At 71.6% G+C, this 22,444-nt stretch carries 20 protein-coding genes; 8 read left to right on the top strand and 12 right to left on the bottom strand.

Annotated features, from left to right (window positions below; all coding sequences use genetic code 11):
* Positions 1-49 precede the first annotated feature (49 nt).
* The 3 genes from AB0N81_RS38390 to AB0N81_RS38380 all read left to right on the top strand — a co-directional run bounded on the left by AB0N81_RS38390 (position 50) and on the right by AB0N81_RS38380 (position 3,161).
* Positions 50-1,336 carry a cytochrome P450 gene (locus AB0N81_RS38390; RefSeq protein WP_365366909.1) on the top strand — a complete coding sequence of 429 codons (1,287 nt, stop codon included), beginning with the start codon at positions 50-52 and terminating at the stop codon, positions 1,334-1,336.
* Entirely contained in the window at positions 1,336-2,016 is a 681-nt protein-coding gene (locus AB0N81_RS38385) for an HAD family hydrolase (RefSeq protein ID WP_365366907.1), read from the top strand. The genes AB0N81_RS38390 and AB0N81_RS38385 overlap by 1 nt, the downstream gene beginning before the upstream one ends.
* A gap of 305 nt (positions 2,017-2,321) precedes the next feature.
* Positions 2,322-3,161: a SigB/SigF/SigG family RNA polymerase sigma factor gene (locus tag AB0N81_RS38380; protein ID WP_365366905.1), complete on the top strand. Its 840-nt coding sequence runs from the start codon at positions 2,322-2,324 to the stop codon at positions 3,159-3,161.
* A 100-nt stretch (positions 3,162-3,261) separates the two neighbouring features.
* Here AB0N81_RS38380 and purB read toward each other — a convergent pair whose 3' ends face one another.
* Complete coding sequence (gene purB / locus AB0N81_RS38375; protein WP_365366902.1) at positions 3,262-4,704, bottom strand: adenylosuccinate lyase; 1,443 nt, start codon at positions 4,702-4,704, stop codon at positions 3,262-3,264.
* 97 nt (positions 4,705-4,801) lie between these two features.
* On the bottom strand, positions 4,802-5,581 hold the full coding sequence (locus tag AB0N81_RS38370) for an SGNH/GDSL hydrolase family protein (protein WP_365366900.1): 780 nt from the start codon (positions 5,579-5,581) through the stop codon (positions 4,802-4,804).
* 138 nt (positions 5,582-5,719) lie between these two features.
* Between AB0N81_RS38370 and AB0N81_RS38365 the strand changes: the two genes are divergently transcribed.
* On the top strand, positions 5,720-5,986 hold the full coding sequence (locus AB0N81_RS38365) for a holin (protein ID WP_365366898.1): 267 nt from the start codon (positions 5,720-5,722) through the stop codon (positions 5,984-5,986).
* 136 nt (positions 5,987-6,122) lie between these two features.
* Here AB0N81_RS38365 and AB0N81_RS38360 read toward each other — a convergent pair whose 3' ends face one another.
* From AB0N81_RS38360 to AB0N81_RS38335, 6 genes are all read right to left on the bottom strand, one after another.
* Positions 6,123-7,136: a hemolysin family protein gene (locus AB0N81_RS38360; protein ID WP_365366896.1), complete on the bottom strand. Its 1,014-nt coding sequence runs from the start codon at positions 7,134-7,136 to the stop codon at positions 6,123-6,125.
* Positions 7,133-8,491, bottom strand: coding sequence for a hemolysin family protein (locus AB0N81_RS38355; RefSeq protein WP_365366894.1), 1,359 nt, complete (start codon positions 8,489-8,491; stop codon positions 7,133-7,135). Before AB0N81_RS38355 ends, AB0N81_RS38360 begins: the two co-directional genes overlap by 4 nt.
* 216 nt (positions 8,492-8,707) lie before the next feature.
* Complete coding sequence (locus AB0N81_RS38350; protein WP_365366892.1) at positions 8,708-9,157, bottom strand: GNAT family N-acetyltransferase; 450 nt, start codon at positions 9,155-9,157, stop codon at positions 8,708-8,710.
* Positions 9,158-9,231: 74 nt separating this feature from the next.
* Positions 9,232-10,122: an LLM class F420-dependent oxidoreductase gene (locus tag AB0N81_RS38345; protein ID WP_365366890.1), complete on the bottom strand. Its 891-nt coding sequence runs from the start codon at positions 10,120-10,122 to the stop codon at positions 9,232-9,234.
* A 61-nt stretch (positions 10,123-10,183) separates the two neighbouring features.
* Positions 10,184-12,748, bottom strand: a complete 2,565-nt coding sequence (locus AB0N81_RS38340) for an FtsX-like permease family protein (protein WP_365366888.1) — start codon at positions 12,746-12,748, stop codon at positions 10,184-10,186.
* A gap of 13 nt (positions 12,749-12,761) precedes the next feature.
* On the bottom strand, positions 12,762-13,631 hold the full coding sequence (locus AB0N81_RS38335) for an ABC transporter ATP-binding protein (RefSeq protein WP_365366886.1): 870 nt from the start codon (positions 13,629-13,631) through the stop codon (positions 12,762-12,764).
* Between the two features lie 164 nt (positions 13,632-13,795).
* On the opposite strand from AB0N81_RS38335, the gene AB0N81_RS38330 reads away from it, so the two are divergent.
* The 3 genes from AB0N81_RS38330 (at position 13,796) to rph (ending at position 17,302) form a co-directional block, all read left to right on the top strand.
* The gene (locus AB0N81_RS38330; protein ID WP_365366884.1) at positions 13,796-14,044 is read left to right on the top strand and encodes an antitoxin; all 249 of its coding nucleotides are present in this window, start codon (positions 13,796-13,798) and stop codon (positions 14,042-14,044) included.
* 4 nt (positions 14,045-14,048) lie between these two features.
* Positions 14,049-14,420 (top strand): fic family toxin-antitoxin system, toxin component, encoded by a 372-nt coding sequence (locus AB0N81_RS38325; protein WP_365366882.1) that lies wholly within the window; start codon positions 14,049-14,051, stop codon positions 14,418-14,420.
* 293 nt (positions 14,421-14,713) lie between these two features.
* Positions 14,714-17,302 (top strand): rifamycin-inactivating phosphotransferase, encoded by a 2,589-nt coding sequence (gene rph, locus AB0N81_RS38320; RefSeq protein ID WP_365366880.1) that lies wholly within the window; start codon positions 14,714-14,716, stop codon positions 17,300-17,302.
* A gap of 76 nt (positions 17,303-17,378) precedes the next feature.
* On the opposite strand, the gene AB0N81_RS38315 is transcribed toward rph, so the two are convergent.
* The 4 genes from AB0N81_RS38315 to bioB form a co-directional block, all read right to left on the bottom strand.
* On the bottom strand, positions 17,379-18,053 hold the full coding sequence (locus AB0N81_RS38315) for a class I SAM-dependent methyltransferase (protein ID WP_365366878.1): 675 nt from the start codon (positions 18,051-18,053) through the stop codon (positions 17,379-17,381).
* Positions 18,054-18,161: 108 nt separating this feature from the next.
* Complete coding sequence (bioD, locus tag AB0N81_RS38310; RefSeq protein ID WP_365366876.1) at positions 18,162-18,896, bottom strand: dethiobiotin synthase; 735 nt, start codon at positions 18,894-18,896, stop codon at positions 18,162-18,164.
* Position 18,897: 1 nt separating this feature from the next.
* Positions 18,898-20,187, bottom strand: coding sequence for an adenosylmethionine--8-amino-7-oxononanoate transaminase (locus AB0N81_RS38305; RefSeq protein WP_365366874.1), 1,290 nt, complete (start codon positions 20,185-20,187; stop codon positions 18,898-18,900).
* Positions 20,180-21,406, bottom strand: a complete 1,227-nt coding sequence (gene bioB / locus AB0N81_RS38300; protein WP_365366872.1) for a biotin synthase BioB — start codon at positions 21,404-21,406, stop codon at positions 20,180-20,182. Before bioB ends, AB0N81_RS38305 begins: the two co-directional genes overlap by 8 nt.
* Before the next feature lie 120 nt (positions 21,407-21,526).
* Here bioB and AB0N81_RS38295 point away from each other — a divergent pair.
* Positions 21,527-22,444: aminotransferase class I/II-fold pyridoxal phosphate-dependent enzyme (locus tag AB0N81_RS38295; RefSeq protein WP_365366870.1), on the top strand; the 918-nt coding region annotated here is incomplete at its 3' end.

Here is a 22,444-nt window from a genome sequence, read left to right as displayed (position 1 = left end):
CCGTACGCCGACTGCCACGGCCTGCGCCTTTTGCACACAGGAGGACTCCATGCTGGACAACACGCTGCCGCTGCTCAGCCAGGGCTACGCGTGGCTCCCCGACCTGAGCCGCCGTCAGGGCCCGGGCGCGGTCCGTACCCGCTTGCTGGGCAAGCCGGTCATCGCGCTGCGCGGTCCCGCGGCCGTCGGGTTCTTCTACGACGAGGACCATGTACGCCGCCGGACGGCCCTGCCCGAACCCGTCCTGAGCACGCTCTTCGGCAAGGGCGCGGTGCACACCCTCGACGGCGAGGAGCACCGGCAGCGCAAGGCTGTCCTCGTGACGGTCCTCAAGGACACCGAGGGCGTCGCCGGACTGGCGCGTCACGTCGCCGAGGAATGGGAGCGGTCCTGCAAGGAGTGGGCCGACCGGCCCCGCGTCACGCTCTTCGACGAGCTGAGCGTCCTGATCACGCGCGCGGTGTGCGCATGGGCGGGCGTCCCCCTTCCGGAGTACCCCGAAGGTGAAGCGCGGCGGACCGCGCAGGACCTGGTGGCCATGGTCGACGGGTTCGCCACGGCCGGGCCGAGGCACTGGAAGGCCCGGCTCGCCCGGCAGCGTCAGGAGAAGCGGCTGGCCCGGCTGATCGAGGACCTCAGGTCGACGGGGCAGGAGCCCACGGCAAAGGCCGCGGACGGGGCCACGGACGCGGACGCGCAGCCGCCGTCCGTGGTGGCGGCCGTGGCGTTCCACCGCGACGCCGACGGCGAGCTGCTCGACCCGCGTACGGCCGCCGTAGAGGTCCTCAACATCATCCGGCCAACCGTCGCCGTCACCTGGTTCACGGTGTTCGGGGCACATGCCCTGCATCGCCACCCGGCCCTGCGGAAGCGGCTGGCCGCGCAGGACGAGGACTACGCGCGGGCGTTCGCCCACGAGGTGAGGCGCTTCTACCCCTTCGCGCCGTTCGTCGCCGGTCTCGCCCCCGCCGACATCGAATGGCACGGCGAGCCCATCGCCGAGGGCACGATGGTTCTCCTCGACCTGTACGGGCAGAACCACGACCCGCAGCTGTGGGACTCGCCGTACACGTTCGACCCCGAGCGCTTCACTGGACGCGAGCCCGGCCGCGACGAACTGGTTCCCCAGGGCGGCGGGGAGGTCTCCCAAGGACACCGCTGCCCGGGCGAGGACGTCACTCTCGCGGTGCTGAGCACCCTGCTCCCGCGCCTCGCGCGACTCGACTACGACGTCCCCGAGCAGGATCTGCGCATCCCGCTGAACCGCATGCCGACCAAGCCCCGCAGCGGCTTTGCCATCAGCGCGAAGGCCGAGCAAGAGAAAGGTACGCAGTGATGAGACGTGCGGCACTGTTCGATGTCGACGGAACACTGACCGACACCAACCACCTGCATGTGACCACGTGGTGGGAGGCGTTCCGCCAAGCGGGACAACAGGTCGCGATGCACGACATCCACCGGGCCATCGGCCTCGGCTCGACCGACCTCATCGCCCACCTGCTCGGCGAGGACCGCGACCACGACCGCGACGAGGAGATCAGCGCCGCGCACAGCACCCTGTACGGCACGTACTTCAACCGGCTGCCCGCGCTGGAGGGGGCGAGCGACCTGCTGCACGCACTGCACGACCGGGGGTGGCGCGTCGTCCTCGCGACCTCGGCGGGCGGGCGGGAGCTCGAGGCGCTGCGGCGGGCCATCGACGCCGACGACGTCATCGTCGGCATCGCGAGCGCGGACGACGTGTCCTCGGGCAAACCGGCCCCGGACCCCGTCCACCACGCCCTGGAGATCGCCGAATGCGCCCCGGACCAGGCGCTGTTCGTCGGTGACACCGTGTGGGACATGCGGGCGGCGTCCCGGGCGGGAGTACGCAGCATCGCGCTGCTCTCGGGAGGCATTCCCCGGGGCGACCTGGAGGCGGCCGGCGCCGCGGCCGTGTACGCGCATCCCGCCGAGCTGCTGAGCCGCCTGGACAGCGAGGTCCTCGCCGACAACGCCAACAACACCAACAACTAGGCGGGAGGGAAGAGGAGACCGGCCGGCCGCACCCCAATGCGGCCGGCCGGCGACGCGAGCGCCCGAAGGCCGTTCCGGCACCGCGCACCCCGCGTCCCGTGTGCCCCACGAGTGGAGAGGTATTCGCCCCGATCTCCTTGCCGACAGGGCTGTTTGGCCCCCCATACGCAGGGCAGGCGAACGTCGTGCTTCGGACCGGAGGCGCGTTCGCGGGAGCGGTGTGCTCACTCCTGGTGGATGCCTGACGCCGGGGCGCCCCGATTCTCGCGGTTACCAATAGGCGGCACCGTTGAGGAGCGATTCTGATGATTACCGACCTCACTGCATACTCCGCCGGTCGCCGTGCGGCGGGCCGGCACCCCCACAATGACGCACCGGACACCGCGGCGGAATTCGTCCGGCTCGCCACGCTCGAGGACGGCCCCGAGCGGGAACGTCTCTGCGAGGAGATCGTCGAGGCGTGGCTGCCCATGGCGCACCGCCTGGCGGGTCGTTACCGCAACAAGGGCGAGAGCCTCGAAGACCTGCGCCAGGTCGCCGCGATGGGCCTGGTCAAGGCCGTCAACCGGTACGAGCCCGGCCGCGGCGCCTTCGAGAGCTACGCCGTGCCCACCATCACCGGCGAACTGCGCAGGCACTTCCGCGACCGCATGTGGGACGTGCGGGTGCCCCGGCGCGTGCAGGACCTGCGCAACAAGGTCCGCGTCGCCCGCCGTGAACTCGTCGATCAGCCGGGCAGCGGTCCCGAGCCCGGCATCGCGGAGATCGCCGCGCACGCGGGACTGACCGAGGACGAGGTGCGGGACGGCATGCAGGCGATGGAGGGCTACAGCGCCCTCTCGCTGGACGCCGAGATCTCGTCCGCCGACCCCGACGGGTTCAGCCTCGCCGACACGCTCGGGGCGCCCGACGTGGCGTACGACATCATCACCGACCGGGAGGCGGCCAAGCAGGGGCTGCGGAAGCTGCCCGAGCGCGAGCGGACCATCCTGTACCTGCGCTTCTTCGAGGACATGACGCAGAGCCGGATAGCGGAGAAGCTCGGCATCTCCCAGATGCACGTCTCGCGCCTCATCAGCCGCAGCTGCGACCGCGTGCGCGCCGAGGCGGGCTACGCGACCTCCGAGACAGCGCGAGCAGCCTGACTCCCGCCTCCCGCCTCCTGCCTCCTGGTTCCGGTCCGGCCGTGACACATGGCTCGGCCCGTCCACCGATCCGGTGGACGGGCCGCTGCGCCGAACTGAGTTACAGGATCGCGCCCGGCGTGTAGGCCGCGGCCTCGGGGTGCTCCTTCAGCAGAGCCTCGATCCGCGCGACGACCGTGGCGACCTGGTCGCTCGCGGCGCCGGTGAAGGACAGCTTGTCGGCCATCAGCTCGTCCAACTGCGCGCGGTCCAGCGGGATACGGCTGTCCGCGGCGAGCTTGTCGAGCAGTTCGTTGCGCTCGGCGCCCTGCTCGCGCATGGCCAGCGCGGAGGCGACGGCGTTCTCCTTGATGGCCTCGTGGGCCTCCTCGCGGCCGACGCCCGCGCGCACCGACGCCATCAGGACCTTGGTGGTGGCGAGGAAGGGCAGGTAGCGGTCGAGCTCGCGCGCCACGACCGCGGGGAAGGCCCCGAACTCGTCGAGCACGGTCAGGAACGTCTCCAGGAGACCGTCGAGCGCGAAGAACGCGTCGGGCAGGGCGACCCGGCGTACGACGGAGCAGGAGACGTCACCCTCGTTCCACTGGTCGCCCGCCAGCTCCCCGGTCATCGACGCGTAGCCGCGCAGGATGACGGTGAGGCCGTTGACGCGCTCGCAGGAGCGGGTGTTCATCTTGTGCGGCATCGCGGACGAACCGACCTGGCCCGGCTTGAAGCCCTCGGTCACCAGCTCGTGGCCCGCCATCAGGCGGATCGTCTTGGCCAGCGAGGACGGCGCCGCGGCGACCTGCACCAGGGCGGTGACGACGTCGTAGTCGAGCGAGCGCGGGTAGACCTGCCCGACCGAGGTGAACGCGCTGTCGAAGCCCAGGTGTCCGGCGATGCGCTGCTCGAGCTCGGTGAGCTTGTCGGCGTCGCCGCCGAGCAGGTCGAGCATGTCCTGGGCCGTGCCGACCGGGCCCTTGATGCCGCGCAGCGGGTAGCGGCCGAGCAGCTCGTCCAGGCGGCGGTACGCGACGAGGAGCTCGTCGGCGCCGGTCGCGAAGCGCTTGCCCAGCGTCGTCGCCTGCGCGGCGACGTTGTGCGAGCGGCCCGCCATGACCAGCTCGGCGTACTCCCCGGCGAGCTTGCCGAGCCGGGCGAGGACCGCGACGGTACGGGAGCGGATCAGCTCGAGGGAGAGCCGGATCTGCAGCTGCTCGACGTTCTCGGTCAGGTCGCGCGAGGTCATGCCCTTGTGGACGTGCTCGTGCCCGGCGAGGGCGTTGAACTCCTCGATGCGGGCCTTCACGTCGTGGCGCGTGACCTTCTCGCGCTCGGCGATCGAGGCCAGGTCGACCTGGTCGAGCACGCGCTCGTAGTCGGCGATGGCGGCGTCCGGAACCTCGATCCCGAGGTCCTTCTGCGCGCGCAGCACGGCGAGCCAGAGCTGACGCTCCAGCTTCACCTTCTGCTCGGGCGACCAGAGGGTGGCGAGCTCGGCGGAGGCATAACGTCCGGCGAGGACGTTCGGGATACGGGGCTTTGCAGGCGCAGCAGTCACGTGCATGGATTCTACTGGGCATTAGTGCAGGCCAGCGCCACGCCCCCGTTCGTCGGAAGCTACGAGAGGGCGGAGTGGGTCGGTGTCCGGGCCCCGGCTAGGGGAGCGGGCCGTCGTAGGGGAGCAGGTCGGGGCGCTTGGGGGCGCGGCCGTCGCCGGAGGAGCGGCCCGTGAGGCGGCGGCCTATCCAGGGGCCGAGGTGCTGCCTGGCGAACCGGGCGTCGGCGATGCGGCGCATGGCCCAGCCCGGCGGTACGGCGGCGGGCAGCGGCGACTGCCAGTCGTCCTCCGGGTCGTACCCGAGCGCCTGCCAGACGGCCTCGGCGATCCTGCGGTGGCCCTCGGCCGTGGGGTGCAGCCGGTCCACGTCCCACAGGCGCTGGTCACCGAGGACGGCGGCGCCGTAGAGGTCCACGACCACCGCGCCGTGCCGGGAGGCGAGGTCGTCGACGTGTGTGTAGAGCTCCTCCATGCGCGGGCGGAACCGCTCCATCACCGGGCCGTTGCGGCCAGGGCTGCGCATCAGGACGAGCTGCTTGCAGGCGGGGGCGAGGCGTTCCACGGCTTCTTCGAGCAGGTCGCGGACGCGGTTCATGTCGCACTTGGGGCGCAGAGTGTCGTTGAGCCCGCCCACCAGGGTGATCACGTCGGCCTGCATGGCCGCCGCGATGTCGACCTGTTCGTCGACGATCTGGCCGATGAGCTTGCCCCGCACCGCGAGGTTCGCGTAGCGGAAGCCGGGGCTGTGTGCCGCCATCCGGCCGGCGAGGAGGTCGGCCCAGCCGCGGTAGCTGCCGTCGGGCAGGAGGTCCGACATGCCCTCGGTGAAGGAGTCGCCCACCGCGACGAGACTGGTGTAGTTGGCATTCATCTGCATGGCGGAAGCGATGGTATCTCGCCGGGGCGCGCTGTCGCAGGTGACAGCGGGCTTACCCGGCGCGCCCGGGCTCTGGGCAGCGGAGCGTGGCGGCGGTATGCCATAGGCGAGCCGTCGTCACGAGAGAGCGAGCCCGCCATGTGGACCGGAGCCTTCTGGAAGGCCACCGCGGAGCGTGCGGTCCGCACGTTCGCGCAGGCGCTGGCCGCCGTACTGGTCGCCGGGGCGACCAGCCTGCTGGACGTCCCGTGGGGCGCGGCCTTCGCGACGGCGGGCCTCGCCGCGGTCCTCGCCGTCCTGACCGCGATCGGCGCCGCGGAGGTCGGGGCGGCGGGCCCCGGCATCACCGAGCAGCCCACCGCTTCGGCGGGCGCCAAGGGAGCCAAGGGAGCCAAGGGCACTTAGGGCGCTTAGGGCGCCAAGGGCACACCAACGGAGCCAAGGGCACCAAGGGCGCGACGGACGTCGGGAAGCCCGCCCTCTGAGCGGCGCGGCGGAGGGCGGACAGGCCCTCCACCGCGGACCAGGGCTCAGGCGCCGGTCACACCGGCTGGCCGAAGAGCTCCTGCAGCACGTCCTCCATCGTGACCATTCCGGCGAGCCGGCCGTCGGAGCCGAGCACCGCCGCCACATGGGTACGGCTGCCGCGCATGGCGGTCAGCACGTCGTCCAGCGGCGTGGTCTCCCGCACCTGGGCGATCTTGCGCATGTCCGGCACCCGGAACGGCAGATCGCGCGGCGCCCGGTCCAGGGCGTCCTTGACGTGCAGATATCCGACGATGCGGCGGCCGTCGTCGACCACGGGGAAGCGCGAGAACCCGGACTCGGCCGAGAGCTGCTCCAACTGCTCCGGGGTGACGCCGACACGTGCGTAGACGACGTCCTCGAGCGGCAGGACCACGTCCCTGACCGGACGACGGCCCAGTTCGAGCGCGTCGTGCAGCCGCTCCTGCGCACGGTTGTCGATCAGACCCGCGTCTCCGGAGTCCTTGACCATGCGGGCGAGGTCGTCGTCGGAGAAGCTCGCCGACACCTCGTCCTTGGCCTCGACGTGCAGCAGCTTCAGCAGGCCGTTGGCGAACGCGTTGATCGCGAAGATCACCGGGCGCAGCGCCCGCGCCAGCGCCACCAGCGGCGGGCCGAGGAGCAGCGCCGAGCGCACCGGCTCCGCGAGCGCGATGTTCTTCGGGATCATCTCGCCGAGCAGCATGTGCAGATAGGTCGCGAGGACCAGCGCGATGACGAACGAGATCGGGTGGACCAGGCCGTGCGGCACGCCCACCGCGTCGAACGCCGGCTCCAGGAGATGCGCGATGGCCGGCTCCGCGACGATACCGAGGACGAGGGTGCACAGCGTGATGCCCAGCTGTGCCGCCGCGAGCAGCGCCGAGACGTGCTGCAGTCCCCACATCACGCTCTTGGCGCGCTTGTTGCCCTCCTCCGCGTGCGGCTCGATCTGGCTGCGGCGTACGGAGATGAGCGCGAACTCGGCGCCCACGAAGAAGGCGTTGACGACGAGCGTCGCCAGACCGATCAGCAGCTGGATGGCGATCATCGGGCGTCCCTCTCGTGGTCGCGGTCGTCGTGGGCGGCGTGGTCTCCGGGAAGCGGCGGCGCGTGCAGCAGTACGCGGGCGGCGCGCCGGCCCGACGCGTCGACGACGTCGAGCCGCCAGCCGCCCACATCGACGGTGTCACCGACGGCGGGGATGCGGCCGAGCTCCGTGGCGACGAGCCCGGCGAGCGTCTCGTACGGCCCGTCGGGCACCCGCAGGCCGACCCGCGCGAGCTGGTCGGTGCGGGCCGCGCCGTCGGCGGAGTACAGCGTCCTGCCGTCGTCGTCGGTGCCCGCGAGGGCGATGTCGGACGTCTCGTGCGGGTCGTGCTCGTCCCGCACCTCGCCGACGACCTCCTCGACGATGTCCTCCAGGGTGGCGACCCCGGCGGTACCGCCGTACTCGTCGATGACCACGGCCATCGTGCGCTTGCCGGAGAGCCGGTCGAGGAGCCGGTCCACGGTGAGCGTCTCCGGTACGAGGAGGGGCTCACGCATCAGCTCGGCGACGGAGACGCGGTGCCTGCGCTCGGCGGGCACGGTGAGCACGTCCTTGATGTGGGCGACGCCGACGACCGTGTCGAGGTTCCCGCGGTACACGGGGAAACGGGAGAGACCCGTGGCGCGTGTGGCGTTGGCGACGTCCTCGCACGTGGCGTGCACGTCGAGGGCCATGACCTGGACGCGGGGCGTCATCACGTTCTCCGCGGTGAGGTCGGCGAGGTTCAGCGTGCGCACGAACAGTTCGGCGGTGTCCGCCTCCAGGGCGCCCTCCTTGGCGGAGTGGCGGGCCAGCGCCACCAGCTCCTTGGGGCCGCGCGCCGAGGCGAGCTCCTCGGTGGGCTCGATGCCGAAGCGGCGTACGGAACGGTTCGCGGTGTTGTTCAGATGCGCGATGAACGGCCGGAACGCGGCGCTGAACAGGCGCTGGGGCGTCGCCACCCGCTTGGCGACAGCCAGCGGAGAGGAGATCGCCCAGTTCTTCGGGACCAGCTCGCCGATGACCATCAGGAAGACCGTCGAGAGGGCCGTTCCGATGACCAGGGCGATGGAGGAGGCCGCGGACGCGGGGACGCCCAGGCCGCGCAGCGGGCCCGCGATCAGCTTCGCGATGGACGGCTCGGAGAGCATGCCGACCACCAGGTTGGTGACGGTGATGCCGAGCTGCGCGCCCGAGAGCTGGAAGGTGAGGTTCTTGACGGCTTTGAGGGCGCCTGCGGCGCCGCGCTCGCCGCGCTCGACGGCCCGCTCGAGCTCGCTGCGCTCGACCGTCGTGAGGGAGAACTCCGCGGCGACGAACACGCCGCACGCCAGGCAGAGCAGCACCGCCACGAGGAGCAGGAGCACTTCGGTCATCGGGTCACCTCCGTCCCATGATCGGACAGGAGCGGGAGGAGTGCGCGATGTCGGGTACTGGGAGGCTCGCCCATGGGCGGACGCTCACACCTTTCATTCGGATACGAGTGGTGCGTCCATGGTAAAGGATCAGCAAAGCACTCGAACCTCTGTCGGGATAGCACTCGAACCTCTGTCTGGGTCTGCCGGTCTGCCGGTCTGCCGGGATCTACCCGGTTACCCGGCAGGGAGTGGTTTCACCCAGCGGCTCCACTGCGGTTCGGGGGCGTAGCCGGCCGCGCGCCATGCGTGGTGGGCGAGAGCGTTGCGGTCCAGGACCATGGCGTCGCCGCGGCGCCCCCCGAGCCGCACGAACCGCTCCTCCGCGGCGGCCAGTAGCGCGGATCCCACGCCGCGACGGCGGTGCCCCGGGTGCACGGCGAGGCGGTACAGGTGGCAGCGCCAGCCGTCGAAGCCCGCGATGACCGTGCCGACGAGCTCGCCGTCACGCTCCGCGAGGACCAGTGCCTCGGGGTCACGGGCGACGAGCCGCTCCACTCCGGAGCGGTCGTCGCTGATGCTCGTGCCCTCGGCGGCCGCCTTCCAGAAGGCGAGCACCGCGTCGAGGTCCCCGGGCGTCGCGGCCCGCACATGAAGATCGTCCGTCTGCGGATGAAGATCGCTCATGCGGGCATCCCATCATCGGCCGGAGCCCCGGTGCCCGGGATTTCAGGATGCGGACGCCGGGGGAGCGGCCGTCGTCAACTGTCGGCGAGTTCCTCGATGACGGGTCCGAACACCTCGAAATAGGGCTCCAGGATCGTGATGTACGAGAAGCCGTACCGCTCCCGCTGGGCGCGCAGCTGGTCGGCGATCTGGCGGACGGTGCCTATGAGCAGGAGCGGGAGGTCGAGTGCCGCGTCCTCGGTGAGGTGCGGAAGGTACTCGAGGACGGGCCGGACCGCGGCGCGCCGGTCGCCCGTCACCTCGACCAGCTGGACCAGCAGGTTCAGCTCGGCCGGTACGGGCCGGCCCGCGGCGAAGCGGTGGTAGGCGGCGACCCGCTCGTCCAGCTCGGCGGGCGAGAGGTGGCGCATCTTCCCGCTCGCGTCCCCCGGGATCGCCCGGGCGCCGGTGAACGCCGCGATGTCGGCGTGGTCGGCGGCCAGCTTCAGCATGCGGTCGCCGTTGCCGCCGACCAGCAGCGGCGGGCGGGGCTTCTGCACCGGCTGCGGCTGGTGCTCCTCGGAGCCGAGGAGCCTTGCCAACTCCTCGGTCGTGCGCAGCAGATGGCTCACGCGCTCGCCCGGCGAGCCCCAGGGCAGGCCCGCCGCGTCGTGCTCCGGCTTGACGTAGCCCGTGCCGAGCCCCAGTTCCAGCCGGCCGCCGGTGAGCGCGTCCGCCGTGGCGACCTCGCGGGCGAGGAGCGCGGGGTTCCAGAATCCGGCGTTCAGTACGAAGGTGCCGACCCTCGGACGTTCGGTGGCGTCGGCGGCCGCGACGAGCGCGGGGAACGGTGCGGGCATGCCCAGGTGGTCGGGGACGAGGATCACGTCGTAGCCGAGCTCTTCCGCCTTGCGGCACTTCCTGCGCCACTCGTCCCCTGCCGCAGGGGTGACCATGTTGACACCGAAGCGGAACGGCCGATTCATGAATTCTCCTCCTGTGCCGTGCACTTGGCTGCCCGCACAGGCAGACACGGATGTCCGTCCATCACTCGTGCGCGATGGCCGCCAGCACATTCATGCGCGATGCGCGCAGCGCGGGCAGCAGCGCCGCCGCGAGCCCGACGACCACCGAGCCGATCACCACCGCGACGATCGTCGTCCAGGGAAACGCCAGCTCCTTCATGCCCTGCAACGCGAGCACCTGCTGCACGGCGACACCCCAGACCAGGCCGAGCGCCAGCCCGAGCAGCGCCCCGAACACCGCGATCACCACCGACTCCAGACGGATCATCCGGCGCAACTGGCGCCGCCCGAGGCCGATGGCGCGCAGCAGGCCGATCTCCCTGGTGCGCTCCACGACGGAGAGGGCAAGGGTGTTGACCACGCCGAGGACCGCGATGACGATCGCGAGGCCGAGGAGGGCGTAGACGAGGTAGAGCATCACGGCGATCTGCTGCCGTATCAGTTCCTTGTAGTCGGCCTGGTCACGCACCTGCACCTGCGGGTACGGATCGAGGGTCTTCTCCAGGCGCTCGCGCAGGGTGTCCGCGTCCGTGCCCGGCGCGGCGTTCACGAAGAGCGCGGAGTCCTGTCCGCCCGGCACGTACTTGTCGACCGTCTTGAATCCGAGGAAGAGCCCGCCCTCGACGCCGAAGCCCTCCGGTGAGTCCTGGTCGGTGAGCGCGCCGACCGTCAGCTTCGTCTCGCGCCCGCCCGGGAACGTCGCGGGCAGCGCGTCACCGATCCGCACCTCGTGCTTCTGGGCGAAGTCCTTGTCCATGCCGATCCGGCCGGCCGCGAGCGCGGCGCGCGAACTGCCCTGCGCGTACGTGACCTTGGCGACGTCGTCGAGCCGCGGATCGTAACCGGCGGCGGTCGACTCGACGTTCTTGCCGTCGGGCAGCGCCAGTTCGATGGGGGTGAAGCGCTGGCGTACGACCAGGCCGGCGCCGTCGGTGTCCTCGACCTTCCCGGTGATCTCCGGCGAGAACGGCAGGAAGTTGCTGTTCTGGACGACGAAGTCCGCGCCGAGCGTCTTGTCGATCTGCCGGTCGAACGACTTCGTCATCGACGCGCTGGCCACCGAGAGGCCGCCGACCAGCGCGAGGCCCACCATGAGCGCGGCCGCCGTGGCACCCGTGCGGCGGGGGTTGCGCAGCGCGTTGCGCTGGCTCATTCGGCCCACCGAGCCGAAGACCGCGGGGAACGCGCCGCCGAGGACCCGGATCACCGGGCGCACGAGAAGTGGCCCCGCGATGACCGTGGCGATCAGCGTCAGGACGATCCCGAACCCCAGCAGTGAGGCGGCCGACGAGGTCTCCTTCGCGGTCGCGCAGCCCACCAGCGCGGCGGCACCGGCCGCCCCGACGACGGCGCCGACGGCGGCCCGCACCTTCAACGGCCGCCCCACCCCGGCGATCTCGGCGTCGGCGAGCGCCGCCATCGGCGAGACGTGCGCGGCTCGTCGGGCCGGGAGGTACGCCGCGACGAAGGTGACGCCGACCCCGACGACGTAGGAGACGACGGGAGTCGCCCACCCGACGACCATCTCCGTGGACTTCAGGTTCATCCCGAGCAGGCCCATCAGCTCGATCAGAGCGAGGGCCAGCCCGATGCCCGCGGCGAGCCCGAGCGTCGAGCCGACCAGGCCGAGCAGCAGCGCCTCGAAGAGCACGGAGCGGCGCACCTGCTTGCGGTCGGCGCCGAGCGCGCGCAGCAGGCCGAGTTCGCGGGTGCGCTGGGCGATGAGCATCGAGAAGGTGTTGACGATCAGGAAGACGCCCACGAGCACGGCGACACCGGCGAAGCCGAGCATCACGTACTTGATGACGTCCAGGAAGCCGCCGAGCTCGGACGCCGCCGACTCGGCCTGCTCGTCGGCGGTCTCCAGGTCGTATCCGGAGCCCAGTTCGGCGGCGACACGGCGTTTGAGCGTCGTGTCGCCGACGCCCTCGGCGGCCGTCACGGAGATGCTCGTGGCCACGTCCTTCGAGCCGAGGAGCTCGCGCTGGGCGGTCGGTGTGTCCAGGTAGACGAGGGCGGCGCCGGGGTTGGTGGTGGTGAACGTGGCGATGCCGACGACCTCGACCTCGAACGACCCGGGGCGCGCGAGAACGGTGAGGGTGTCCCCGATCTCCACGTCCTTCTTGTCGGCGGTGTCCGCGTCGATCATGGCCTGTCCCGCACCGCGCGGGGCACGCCCGGAAGTGAGCTCCACGGGGCTGCGGTCGGTGGGGTACCAGTTGGTGGCGACGGTGGGCGCGCCGGTCGTGGACCCCACGGATTCGTTGTCGCGGTCGACGACGGTGATGTTCTCGACGGACGCGTCGATGTGCGTGTCCGCGACGCCCGCGACCCCTGCGACCCGCTCCTTCAGGCTCGCGGGCACCGTCGGGGTCTGCCCGGAGGGCACCGCCTCGTCGAGGTCCTCCTTCGGGGCCACCGTCACATCGGCCGACGTGGAGGCGAACAGACGGTCGAAGGTGCGCGTGACCGTGTCCGAGAAGATCAGACTGCCCGCCACGAACGCGACGGAGAGGACGACGGCCAGCGCGGACAGCGCGAGTCGGCCCTTGTGCGCGAGGAAACTCCTGAGTGTCGCTTTCAGCACCGAGGCCCCCGGCTCAGCTCTGCTCGGACGGTTTGTCGGAGGGCGCCGGCGCTCCTGGGTCCACCGCGTGCGCTCCTGGGTCCACCGCGTGCGCGCCCGGGGCCACCGCGTGCAGGGCGTCGAACCGTTTCATGCGTTCGAGCACCGCCTCCGCGGTCGGCCGCTCCATGTCGTCCACGATCCGCCCGTCCCCGAGGAAGACCACCAGGTCGGAGTGGGCGGCGGCACCGGGATCGTGGGTCACCATCACGACGGTCTGGCCGAGCTGGTCCACCGCCTCGCGCAGGAAGCCGAGGACTTCAAGCCCGGCCCGTGAGTCGAGGTTGCCCGTCGGCTCGTCGGCGAAGATCAGCTCCGGCTTGGCGGCGAGCGCCCGCGCGCAGGCCACCCGCTGCTGCTGCCCGCCGGACAGCTGCGCGGGACGGTGCTTGAGCCGGTCCCGCAGCCCCAGTGTGTCGATGACGTGCTCCAGCCAGTCGTGGTCCGGCCGCTGCCCGGCGATGTCCATCGGGAGCGTCATGTTCTCCAGGGCGTTGAGCGTCGGGATGAGGTTGAAGGACTGGAACATGAAGCCGATCCGGTCGCGCCGCAGCCGGGTCAGCTCCCGCTCCTTGAGGCCGGTGATCTCCGTGTCGCCGAGCCACACCTGGCCCGCGGAGACGCTGTCGAGCCCGGCCAGGCAGTGCATCAGGGTGGACTTTCCCGAGCCGGAAGGGCCCATGACGGCTGTGAAGCGCTCGCGCGTGATGTCCACGTCGACCGAGTCGAGGGCGAGCACGGTCGTCTCGCCCGAGCCGTACGCCTTGGTGAGGCCGCGGGCGCGCGCGGCGACACCGGCGGGCCCCGAGCGGCCCGTGGACGGTGCCGAAGCAGGTGTGGACAAGGCGGCCTCCTGGGTTGTGGCCGTTCCAACTCCCGTGACCCCGCCGAGAGTAGTGGGGTCGCCCGGGTGTCCGGTATCCCTCCGAGGTCGCGCCCCGAAACGCATGTAAGGGGCAGGGGACAGGCGCTCTTGTCGTGCTAGCACCCCGGCGCTAGCTTGACGGTATGGCGAAGACACAGCTGAACGTGCGGGTGGACGAGGACACCGCCCGGGCCGCGCGGGAACGCGCCCTGGCCCGCGGCATGAGCGTCAACCGCTACATCGAAGAACTGGTCAAACAGGACGCCGGCGAGGTCGGCCACACCTTCGTCGAAGCCGCCGCCGACTTCATGAAGCAGTACGAGTCCGTGTTCGCCGAGGAGTTCGGCGTCGAGCGCGAGGGCAGCCGCCCGGTGCGTGAAGGTCGCTGCTGAGCCGTTGGACCTCAGAATCGACCTTGCCTGGCTCCTGATGATCGCCGAACACAAGACGCCCGGAGACCCGCAGGTCACCGACTGGGGCGCGCTCGTCGCCGCCGTCAGCAGACACGAGGCGGAGATATTCGGGATGCCCGTCTACGAGACGCCGCACGACCGCGCGGCGGCGCTCCTCCAACTTCTGCTCCACATCCCCGCGCTCGAACGCTCCAACGCGCTCTTCGCCTCCTCCGTCGCCTACGCCTACCTCGTCTCCAGCGGCCTGAAGGTCGTCACCTCGCCCGAGCAGGTGCGCGACCTCGCCCGTCTGGTGAAGGAGGACGGCGCGAGCGTGCACGCCATCGCGGACCAGCTGCGCCAGTGGAGCCTGTGAGCGGGCTCGTCCTGGCCGCGGCCGACGACGACCGCCGGAGCCGACGACGGCCGCCGGAGCCGACGAGGACCGCGAAAAAGGGAAAGGCAAGGAGAGACCTCTCCTTGCCACTCTCAACATATAGCGCACAGGGGGGCTTGCCACAAGGCCCGGGGCAGGCCGCAGAATCATCGGCCGAGGCCACCACCTGCGTAAACGGTGGCCCGACACATTCATGTGGTTGTCGATGTACAGGGGACGCGGTGAGGTCGAACCAGTGGTGGAGCCGACGGGCAGACTCGTCGGAGTATGTGGTGGACCTCCAAGAGGCCGACGCGACGCAGTCGGCGGTCGTCGGCGGCAAGGGCGCCCACCTGGGCGAGCTCTCACGGATCGAGGGCGTCCGAGTGCCCGATGGCTTCTGCGTGACGACGAACGCCTTCCTGAGGGCCATGGCGGGGGCGCCGTCGCTCGGCGATCGGCTCGATGAGCTGGCGGGCCTGGACCCGGACGACCGCGAGGGCATCCGTACGCTCAGCGCGCGCATCCGTCAGGCCATCGAAGAGATCGCCGTGCCGGGCGAGGTCACGGCGGCGATCACCCGCGCGCTCGCCCGCCTCGGCGAACAGAGCGCCTGTGCCGTCCGGTCGAGCGCGACGGCGGAGGACCTGCCGACGGCGTCCTTCGCCGGGCAGCAGGACACGTATCTGAACATCATGGGGCCGACGGCGATCCTCCGGCACGTCAGCCGGTGCTGGGCCTCGCTGTTCACCGAGCGGGCCGTGACGTACCGGCAGCGGAACGGCATCGATCACCGCACGGTCCACATGGCCGTGGTCGTGCAGCGGATGGTCTTCCCGCACGCGGCCGGCATCCTGTTCACGGCCGACCCGGTCACGGGCAACCGGAAGGTCGCCACGGTGGACGCCGGCTTCGGACTCGGCGAGGCCCTGGTCTCCGGCCTGGTGAACCCGGACGTCTTCAGGGTGCGGGAGGACGAGGTCGTCGCCAGGACGATCGCCGCCAAGCAGCGTGCCGTGCAAGCCCTGCCCACCGGCGGTACGCGGGAGGTGGCGGTCGACCCGCGGCGGCAGGAGCAGCCCGCGCTGACGGACGCGCAGGCCCTGCGTCTCGTGCGGCTCGGGCGGCGGATCGAAGCGCACTTCGGTCGCCCGCAGGACATCGAATGGTGCCTGGCCGACGACGACTTCCAGATCGTGCAGAGCCGGCCCATCACCACGCTGTTCCCCATCCCGGAGGCCGACGACGGGGAGAACCACGTCTACGTCTCCGTCGGCCATCAGCAGATGATGACCGACCCCATGAAGCCCCTGGGCCTCTCCATGTGGCGGCTGACGGCGATGGTTCCGATGCACGAGGCGGGCGGAAGGCTGTTCGTCGACACCGCCCGGCGGCTGGCCTCGCCGACGGCCCGCGCCGGCCTCCTGGACCTCATCGGCAGAGGCGATCCGCTGACCAGGGACGCCCTGGAGAGCGTCCTCGACCGCGAGGACTTCGTTCTCTCGCCGCCACCACCGTCGGACCCGCCTCCGGGCGCGCCGCCGGCCGACGGCCCGCCCGCCCCGATCGAGACCGATCCGGCCGTCGTCACGGAACTCATCGAGCGCAGTCAGGTGTCCATCGCCGCCTTGCGGCGCGAGATCCGGACGAAGAGCGGACCGGCTCTGTTCGACTTCCTGCTGGAGGCCTTCGAGGAGCACAAGCGCGTGCTCATGGACCCGCTGAGCTCTCAGGCGATCTTGGCGGGGATGGAGGCCACCTGGTGGCTCAACGACAAGCTGCTGGACTGGCTGGGCGAGAAGAACGCCGCTGACGCGCTCACGCTGTCCGCCCCGGCCAACATCACGTCGGAGATGGGACTCGAGCTGCTCGATGTCGCGGACGTGATCCGCCCGCATCGGGAGGTCGTGGCGTTCCTGCGAGGCGTCGAGGACGAGGACTTCCTGGACGAGCTGGCCAAGCTCCCGGGCGGAACCGAGGCGCGCGACGCGATCGAGAGCTACCTCGACCGGTACGGCATGCGCTGCGTCGCCGAGATCGACATCACGAGACCGCGTTGGCGCGAGCGCCCCGACACGCTCGTGCCCGCGATCCTCGACAACGTCAGGAACTTCGGACCGGGCGCCGCCGAGCGACGCTTCGAGCAAGGGCGGCAGAAGGCGCAGCAGAAGGAGCGGGATGTGCTGTCACGGCTGCGGGCCCTGCCGGACGGGGACCGGAAAGCCGACGAGACCAAGCGGATGATCGACCGGGTCAGAACCTTCATCGGCTACCGCGAGTACCCGAAGTACCACATCGTCAGCCGCTACGACGTCTACAAGCAGGCCCTGCTGGAGGAGGCCGAGCGCCTCGTACGGGCAGGTGTGCTCTCCCGCAGGGAGGACATCTTCTACCTGACCTTCCAGGAGCTCCGCGACGTCGTGCGCTCGCACCGGGTGGACGGCCGGCTGATCGAGCGGCGCAAGGAGGCGTTCCGGTCGTACCACGCCCTCACGCCGCCCCGAGTGCTCACCTCCGACGGTGAGGCCCTCACCGGGTCGTACCGGCGCGACGACGTGCCGGCGGGCGCCCTGACCGGCCTGGCGGTCTCCGCCGGGACCATCGAGGGAAGGGCCCGCGTCATCGTCGACATGGCGGACGCCGATCTCGAATCGGGCGACATCCTGGTCACGGCCTTCACCGACCCCAGCTGGTCGCCGCTGTTCGTCGGGATCGCGGGTCTGGTGACGGAGGTGGGCGGCCTGATGACCCATGGCGCGGTGATCGCCCGGGAGTACGGCCTGCCGGCCGTCGTGGGCGTGGAGCAGGCCACCCGCCTGATCCGGGACGGGCAGCGGATCCGCGTGCACGGAACCGAAGGGTACGTCGAGATCCTGTCCTGACCGGCACCGTCGGCCCGGCCGTCGTCCGGCGGCGGTCGGGCCGACGAGCCGATGAGGTGGCCGCTGCCACAGGCTCTCAGTCGGTGGTGTCGGGCCGGTGTGCCGTCCCGAGCACACAGAACGACGTCGGCAGGCGCGGTCCCTTCGCGGGCACCAGGAACCGCCGGTGCGCGCCGAGTTCGAACCCCGCCTCGGAGAGGGCGGTCAGTGGCTCCCGCGCGACATGACAGCCGCCGAACAGCGGCGGCCACACCGTGCGGTCCAGGACGCGCTGGGTGGTCGCCATCAATGCTCCCGGTGCCCGGCCGTGCTCGAAGAACCGGAGCTCGCCCCCCGGCCGCAGCACCCGCCGCAGCTCGCCCAGCGCCCGCGGTACGTCCCGCACGCTGCACAGCACGAGCGAGACGACGGCCGCGTCGAACGCCTCGCTCTTGACGGGCAGCGCCTCTGCCGCGCCCGGCACGACGTCCACCGGCACGTCCGCCCGCAGGGCCGCGGACACCGCGAGGCGCCGCAGGACGCGCTCCGGTTCGATCGCCACGACTTCGGAGACCGCGCCCGGGTAGTGCGCGAAGTTGAGACCGTTGCCCGCGCCGACCTCGATGACCCGGCCGGAGAGACCGGCGAGCAGCTCCCGCCGATGAGCACCGATCATGGGTTCGGCGGCCACGCTCTGACGGGCGTAGAACCGGGCGAAGACGGGGTGGTGCACGACGGCCCGTGGCACGGGCTTGGCGGAGCGCGGCGGCATGGGACCTCCTCGGCGGAGCGAGCGGATACCGCCATGGTGCCCCGGCGCCGGGGCGTACGCCCCCAGCAGGTCCGCCCGCCCCACCACATCACCCCGCGAGCCGCACCCTCAGCCCACCCACGCCCCCGGCGCCTCCCGCTCCCCGAACGCCGCCGCATCCCACGTGCCGCCGAGCTCCGGGCCGAGCCAACTCCCGGCCGCAGAACGGAAGTCGGGGCCTTCGAGACAGCCGGCGCCCGCCGGGACCGCGCCGAGCAGGGGGCTTCCCGCGTCCTTCGGAAGGTCCGCGAGGTTGCAGCGGGAGGCCAGGTCGGGGGCGGCCGGCCAGCTGCCGATCAGGGGGCCCAGCAGGCGCACGCCGCGCGCCCGCAGCGCCTCCGCCGTCAGCGCCGTCGAGTTGAGCGTGCCGAGGCCCGCCGAGACGACCATCAGCACCGGCGCGTCCAGGAGCCGTGCCGCGTCCGCGAGGGTGCCGCCCTCGTCGTCGAGGCGCACGAGCAGCCCGCCCGCCCCCTCGACGAGGACCAGGTCATGCTCGGTGGCGAGCTTCCCCGCCGCGTCGGCCACGTCCTGCGGGTGGACCTGCGCGAGGCCGGACCGCCGCGCCGCGACGTCCGGCGCCAACGGCTCGGGGTAGCGCGCGAGTTCGAGCGTGGTGACGCCGTCCCCCGCGAGCCGCGCCACCTCCTGCGCGTCGCCGGGTCCGCCCGGCCCGACACCGGTCTGCGCCGGCTTGAGCACGGCGACGCTGCGCCCGGCCGCGAGGGCCACGGCAGCCACCGCGGCCGTCGTCACCGTCTTGCCGATCTCCGTGCCCGTACCGGACACCACGATCACTGTCACGTCAGCCCTCCTTCGCCGCCACGCACACCGCGCGCGCGATCCGTGCCACGTCGTCGTCGCCCGTGATGAACGGCGGCATCGTGTAGATCAGGTCGCGGAACGGTCGCACCCACACGCCCTCGCGCACCGCCGCCCGCGTGGCCGCCGCCATGTCCACCGGATGATCGAGCTGTACGACGCCGATCGCCCCGAGGACACGGACGTCCCGCACCGAGGGGAGGGCGGCCGCCTCGGCAAGACCGTCCCGCAGCCCCGACTCGATGCGTTTGACCTCGGTCCGCCAGTCCTGCCCGAGCAGCAGGTCGATCGAGGCGCCGGCCACCGCGGCGGCCAGCGGATTGCCCATGAACGTTGGCCCGTGCGCCAGGACCGGCACCTCGCCCCGCGAGATCCCGTCGGCGACGCGCGGCGTGCAGAGCGTCGCAGCCATCGACAGATAGCCGCCGGTCAGCGCCTTGCCCACGCACATCACATCGGGCGTGACACCCGCATGGTCGGCCGCGAACAGCTGGCCCGTGCGGCCGAAACCGGTGGCGATCTCGTCGAACACCAGAAGCACGTCGTGGGCGTCGCACGCCTCCCGCAGGACGCGGAGGTAGCCGGGGGAGTGGAACCGCATCCCGCCGGCCCCCTGCACGACGGGCTCGACGATCACGCCGGCGAGTTCGTGGGCATGCCGCCCGATGAGCTCATGGAGGTGCTCGGCGTACGACTCCTCGTACGTGTCGAAGCCGTCCGGCGGCGCGTCCGCGAACACCTGCCGCGGCAGGACGCCCTGCCACAGCTCGTGCATGCCCCCTTCGGGGTCGCACACGGCCATCGGCTGCCAGGTGTCGCCGTGGTAGCCGCCGCGCCACGTCAGCATCCGCCGCTTCTCGGGGCGGCCGAGCGAGCGCCAGTGCTGGAGGCACATCTTGACCGCGACCTCGACCGAGACCGAGCCCGAGTCGGAGAGGAAGACGTGCTCCAGGCCGTCGGGCGCCATGTCGACAAGGCGTTTGGCGAGCGCGACGGCGGGTTCATGCGTGAGCCCGCCGAACATCACGTGGCTCATGCGGTCGAGCTGGCCGCGCACGGCGTCGTTGAGGACGGGGTGGTTGTACCCGTGGATCGCCGACCACCAGGACGACATGCCGTCGATCAGCTCGGTGCCGCCGTCCGCCAGGCGCATGCGGACGCCGCTCGCGGATTCGACGACCAGAGGTTCCTGGCGGCCCGGCATGGGGCCATAGGGGTGCCAGACGTGCTGTCGATCGAGCGCGAGCAGGTCCGCCGTGGACAGGTCAGGCATTGGGGGCCAGGTCCGTTCCCGCGCCCCGGCGGCGTACTGCCACCAGGTCCGTACGTGCCTCGTTCGCATCGGCCAGGGGCTCGGCCAGGGGCTCGGCCACCGGCTCGGCGGCGGGCTCCGCCGACCCGCAGGGGCCGCATCCGCCGCCCTCGTGCGAACCGCAGCCGCCGTCTCCGCTCGCGTGCGAGCCGCAGCCCGCCGCGGCGGCCGCGTCGGCCCGGTGCCGCGGCAGCGTCACCTGGTCCGTGCCCTCGACCTCGAAACCGGCGTCCGCGATCATGTCCAGGTCGGCCTGGCCGGCCTGGCCTTCGCTGGTCAGGTAGTCGCCGAGGAAGATGGAGTTGGCGATGTTCAGGGCGAGCGGCTGCATCGAGCGCAGATGGACCTCGCGGCCGCCCGCGATGCGCACCTCGATGTCAGGGCAGACGAAACGGACCATCGCGAGGATGCGCAGACAGCGCTGCGGCGTGAGGTTCCACTCCTTGGCCAGCGGCGTGCCCTCGAACGGGATCAGGAAGTTCACCGGCACGGAGTCCGGGTCGAGCTCGCGCAGCGAGAAGACGACGTCGACCAGGTCCTCGTCCTTCTCGCCCATGCCCGCGATCAGCCCCGAGCAGGCGGAGAGCCCCGCCGCGTGGGCCTTCTGGACGGTGTCGACGCGGTCGGCGTACGTGTGCGTCTTCGTGATGTCCGCGTACGTCGCCTCCGAGGTGTTGAGGTTGTGGTTGTACGCGTCGGCGCCCGCGCCCCTCAGCCGCTCGGCCTGCCCGTCCGAGAGCAGGCCGAGGCAGGCACACACCTCGACGCCCTCGTTCTGCTCCTTGACCGCCGCGATGGTCTGCGCGACACGGTCGACGTCACGGTCCGTCGGGCCGCGGCCGCTGGCGACCAGACAGACCCGCTTGGCGCCGCCCGCGACCCCGGCCGCCGCGGCCTGAGAGGCCTCGTCGGGCTTCAGCCAGGTGTACTTGAGGATCTCGGCCTTAGAACCGAGGCGCTGCGAACAGTACGAGCAGTCCTCGGGGCACAGGCCCGACTTGAGGTTGACCAGATAGTTGAGTTTCACCCGTCGCCCGAACCACTGCCGCCGCACCTTCCCGGCGGCGGCCACTACGTCCAGGAGATCGTCGTCGGAGGTGGCCAGGACGGCCAGCGCCTCTTCTCGGGTCGGCAGTTCGCGCCGAAGCCCCTTGTCCACCAGCGTGTTCAGCAGGTCCATGGCGCTGATCCTTACGCACGGCAGCCTCCCTGGCCAAGGAGAGTTCGCACAACAGAAACGGTTTGAGGTGTGGGTATTGCCACACCCTGGCCAGGTGGCACGGCGACTAAGGTCTGTGCAATGTCTACAAACAGGCACCCCGCGACGGGCGCGTCCACCACACCGGGCAGAGCTTCGGACAACGTGCTCGAGGACGCATCGAGCGCCGCCTTCGGCTGGCTCGACGAGCAGGCGCGGCTGCGTGCGGACGCCGGGCTCGTCCGCGTTCTGCGCCCGCGCCCCGCCGGTCCGGACGGCCTCCTCGATCTGGCGGGAAACGACTACCTCGGCCTGACCCGGCACCCCGAGGTCACCGAGGGCGCGGCGGCCGCGGCCCGGCGCTGGGGCGGCGGCGCCACCGGTTCCCGGCTCGTCACCGGCTCCACGGAGCTGCACGCCGAACTGGAGCGTGAGCTCGCCGGTTTCTGCGGCTTCGAGGCGGCGCTCGTCTTCTCCTCCGGCTACGCGGCGAACCTCGCCGCCGTCACCGCGCTCGCCCCGCACGGTTCGCTGATCGTCTCCGACGCGGGCAACCACGCCTCGCTGATCGACGGGTGCCGGCTCGCGCGCGGGACGACGCAGGTCGTGCCGCACGCCGACCCCGAAGCGGTCCGCAAGACCCTTGACGCCCACGGCGGCCCCGCCGTCATCGTGTCCGACTCGGTGTTCTCGGTGGACGGCGACATGGCACCGCTCACCGAACTGGCCGCGGTCTGCCGGGAGTTCGGTGCCGGACTGATCATCGACGACGCCCATGGGCTCGGCGTGCTCGGCGACGGCGGCCGGGGAGCCCCCAGCGCGGCCGGGCTCGCGGGCGCCGGCGACACCGTGGTCACCCTCACCCTCTCCAAGTCGCTGGGCAGCCAGGGCGGCGCCGTACTCGGCCCCGCCAAGGTCATCGAGCACCTGGTGAACGCCGCGCGCACCTTCATCTTCGACACCGGCCTCGCGCCCGCCGCGGCCGGCGCCGGCTCGCGGCACAGCAGGCGCAGGGCCGCG

Source organism: Streptomyces sp. NPDC093510, assembly GCF_040683555.1.
In the GTDB taxonomy this organism is placed as follows: Bacteria; Actinomycetota; Actinomycetes; order Streptomycetales; family Streptomycetaceae; genus Streptomyces.
This window is presented reverse-complemented; position numbering and strand designations above follow the sequence as displayed.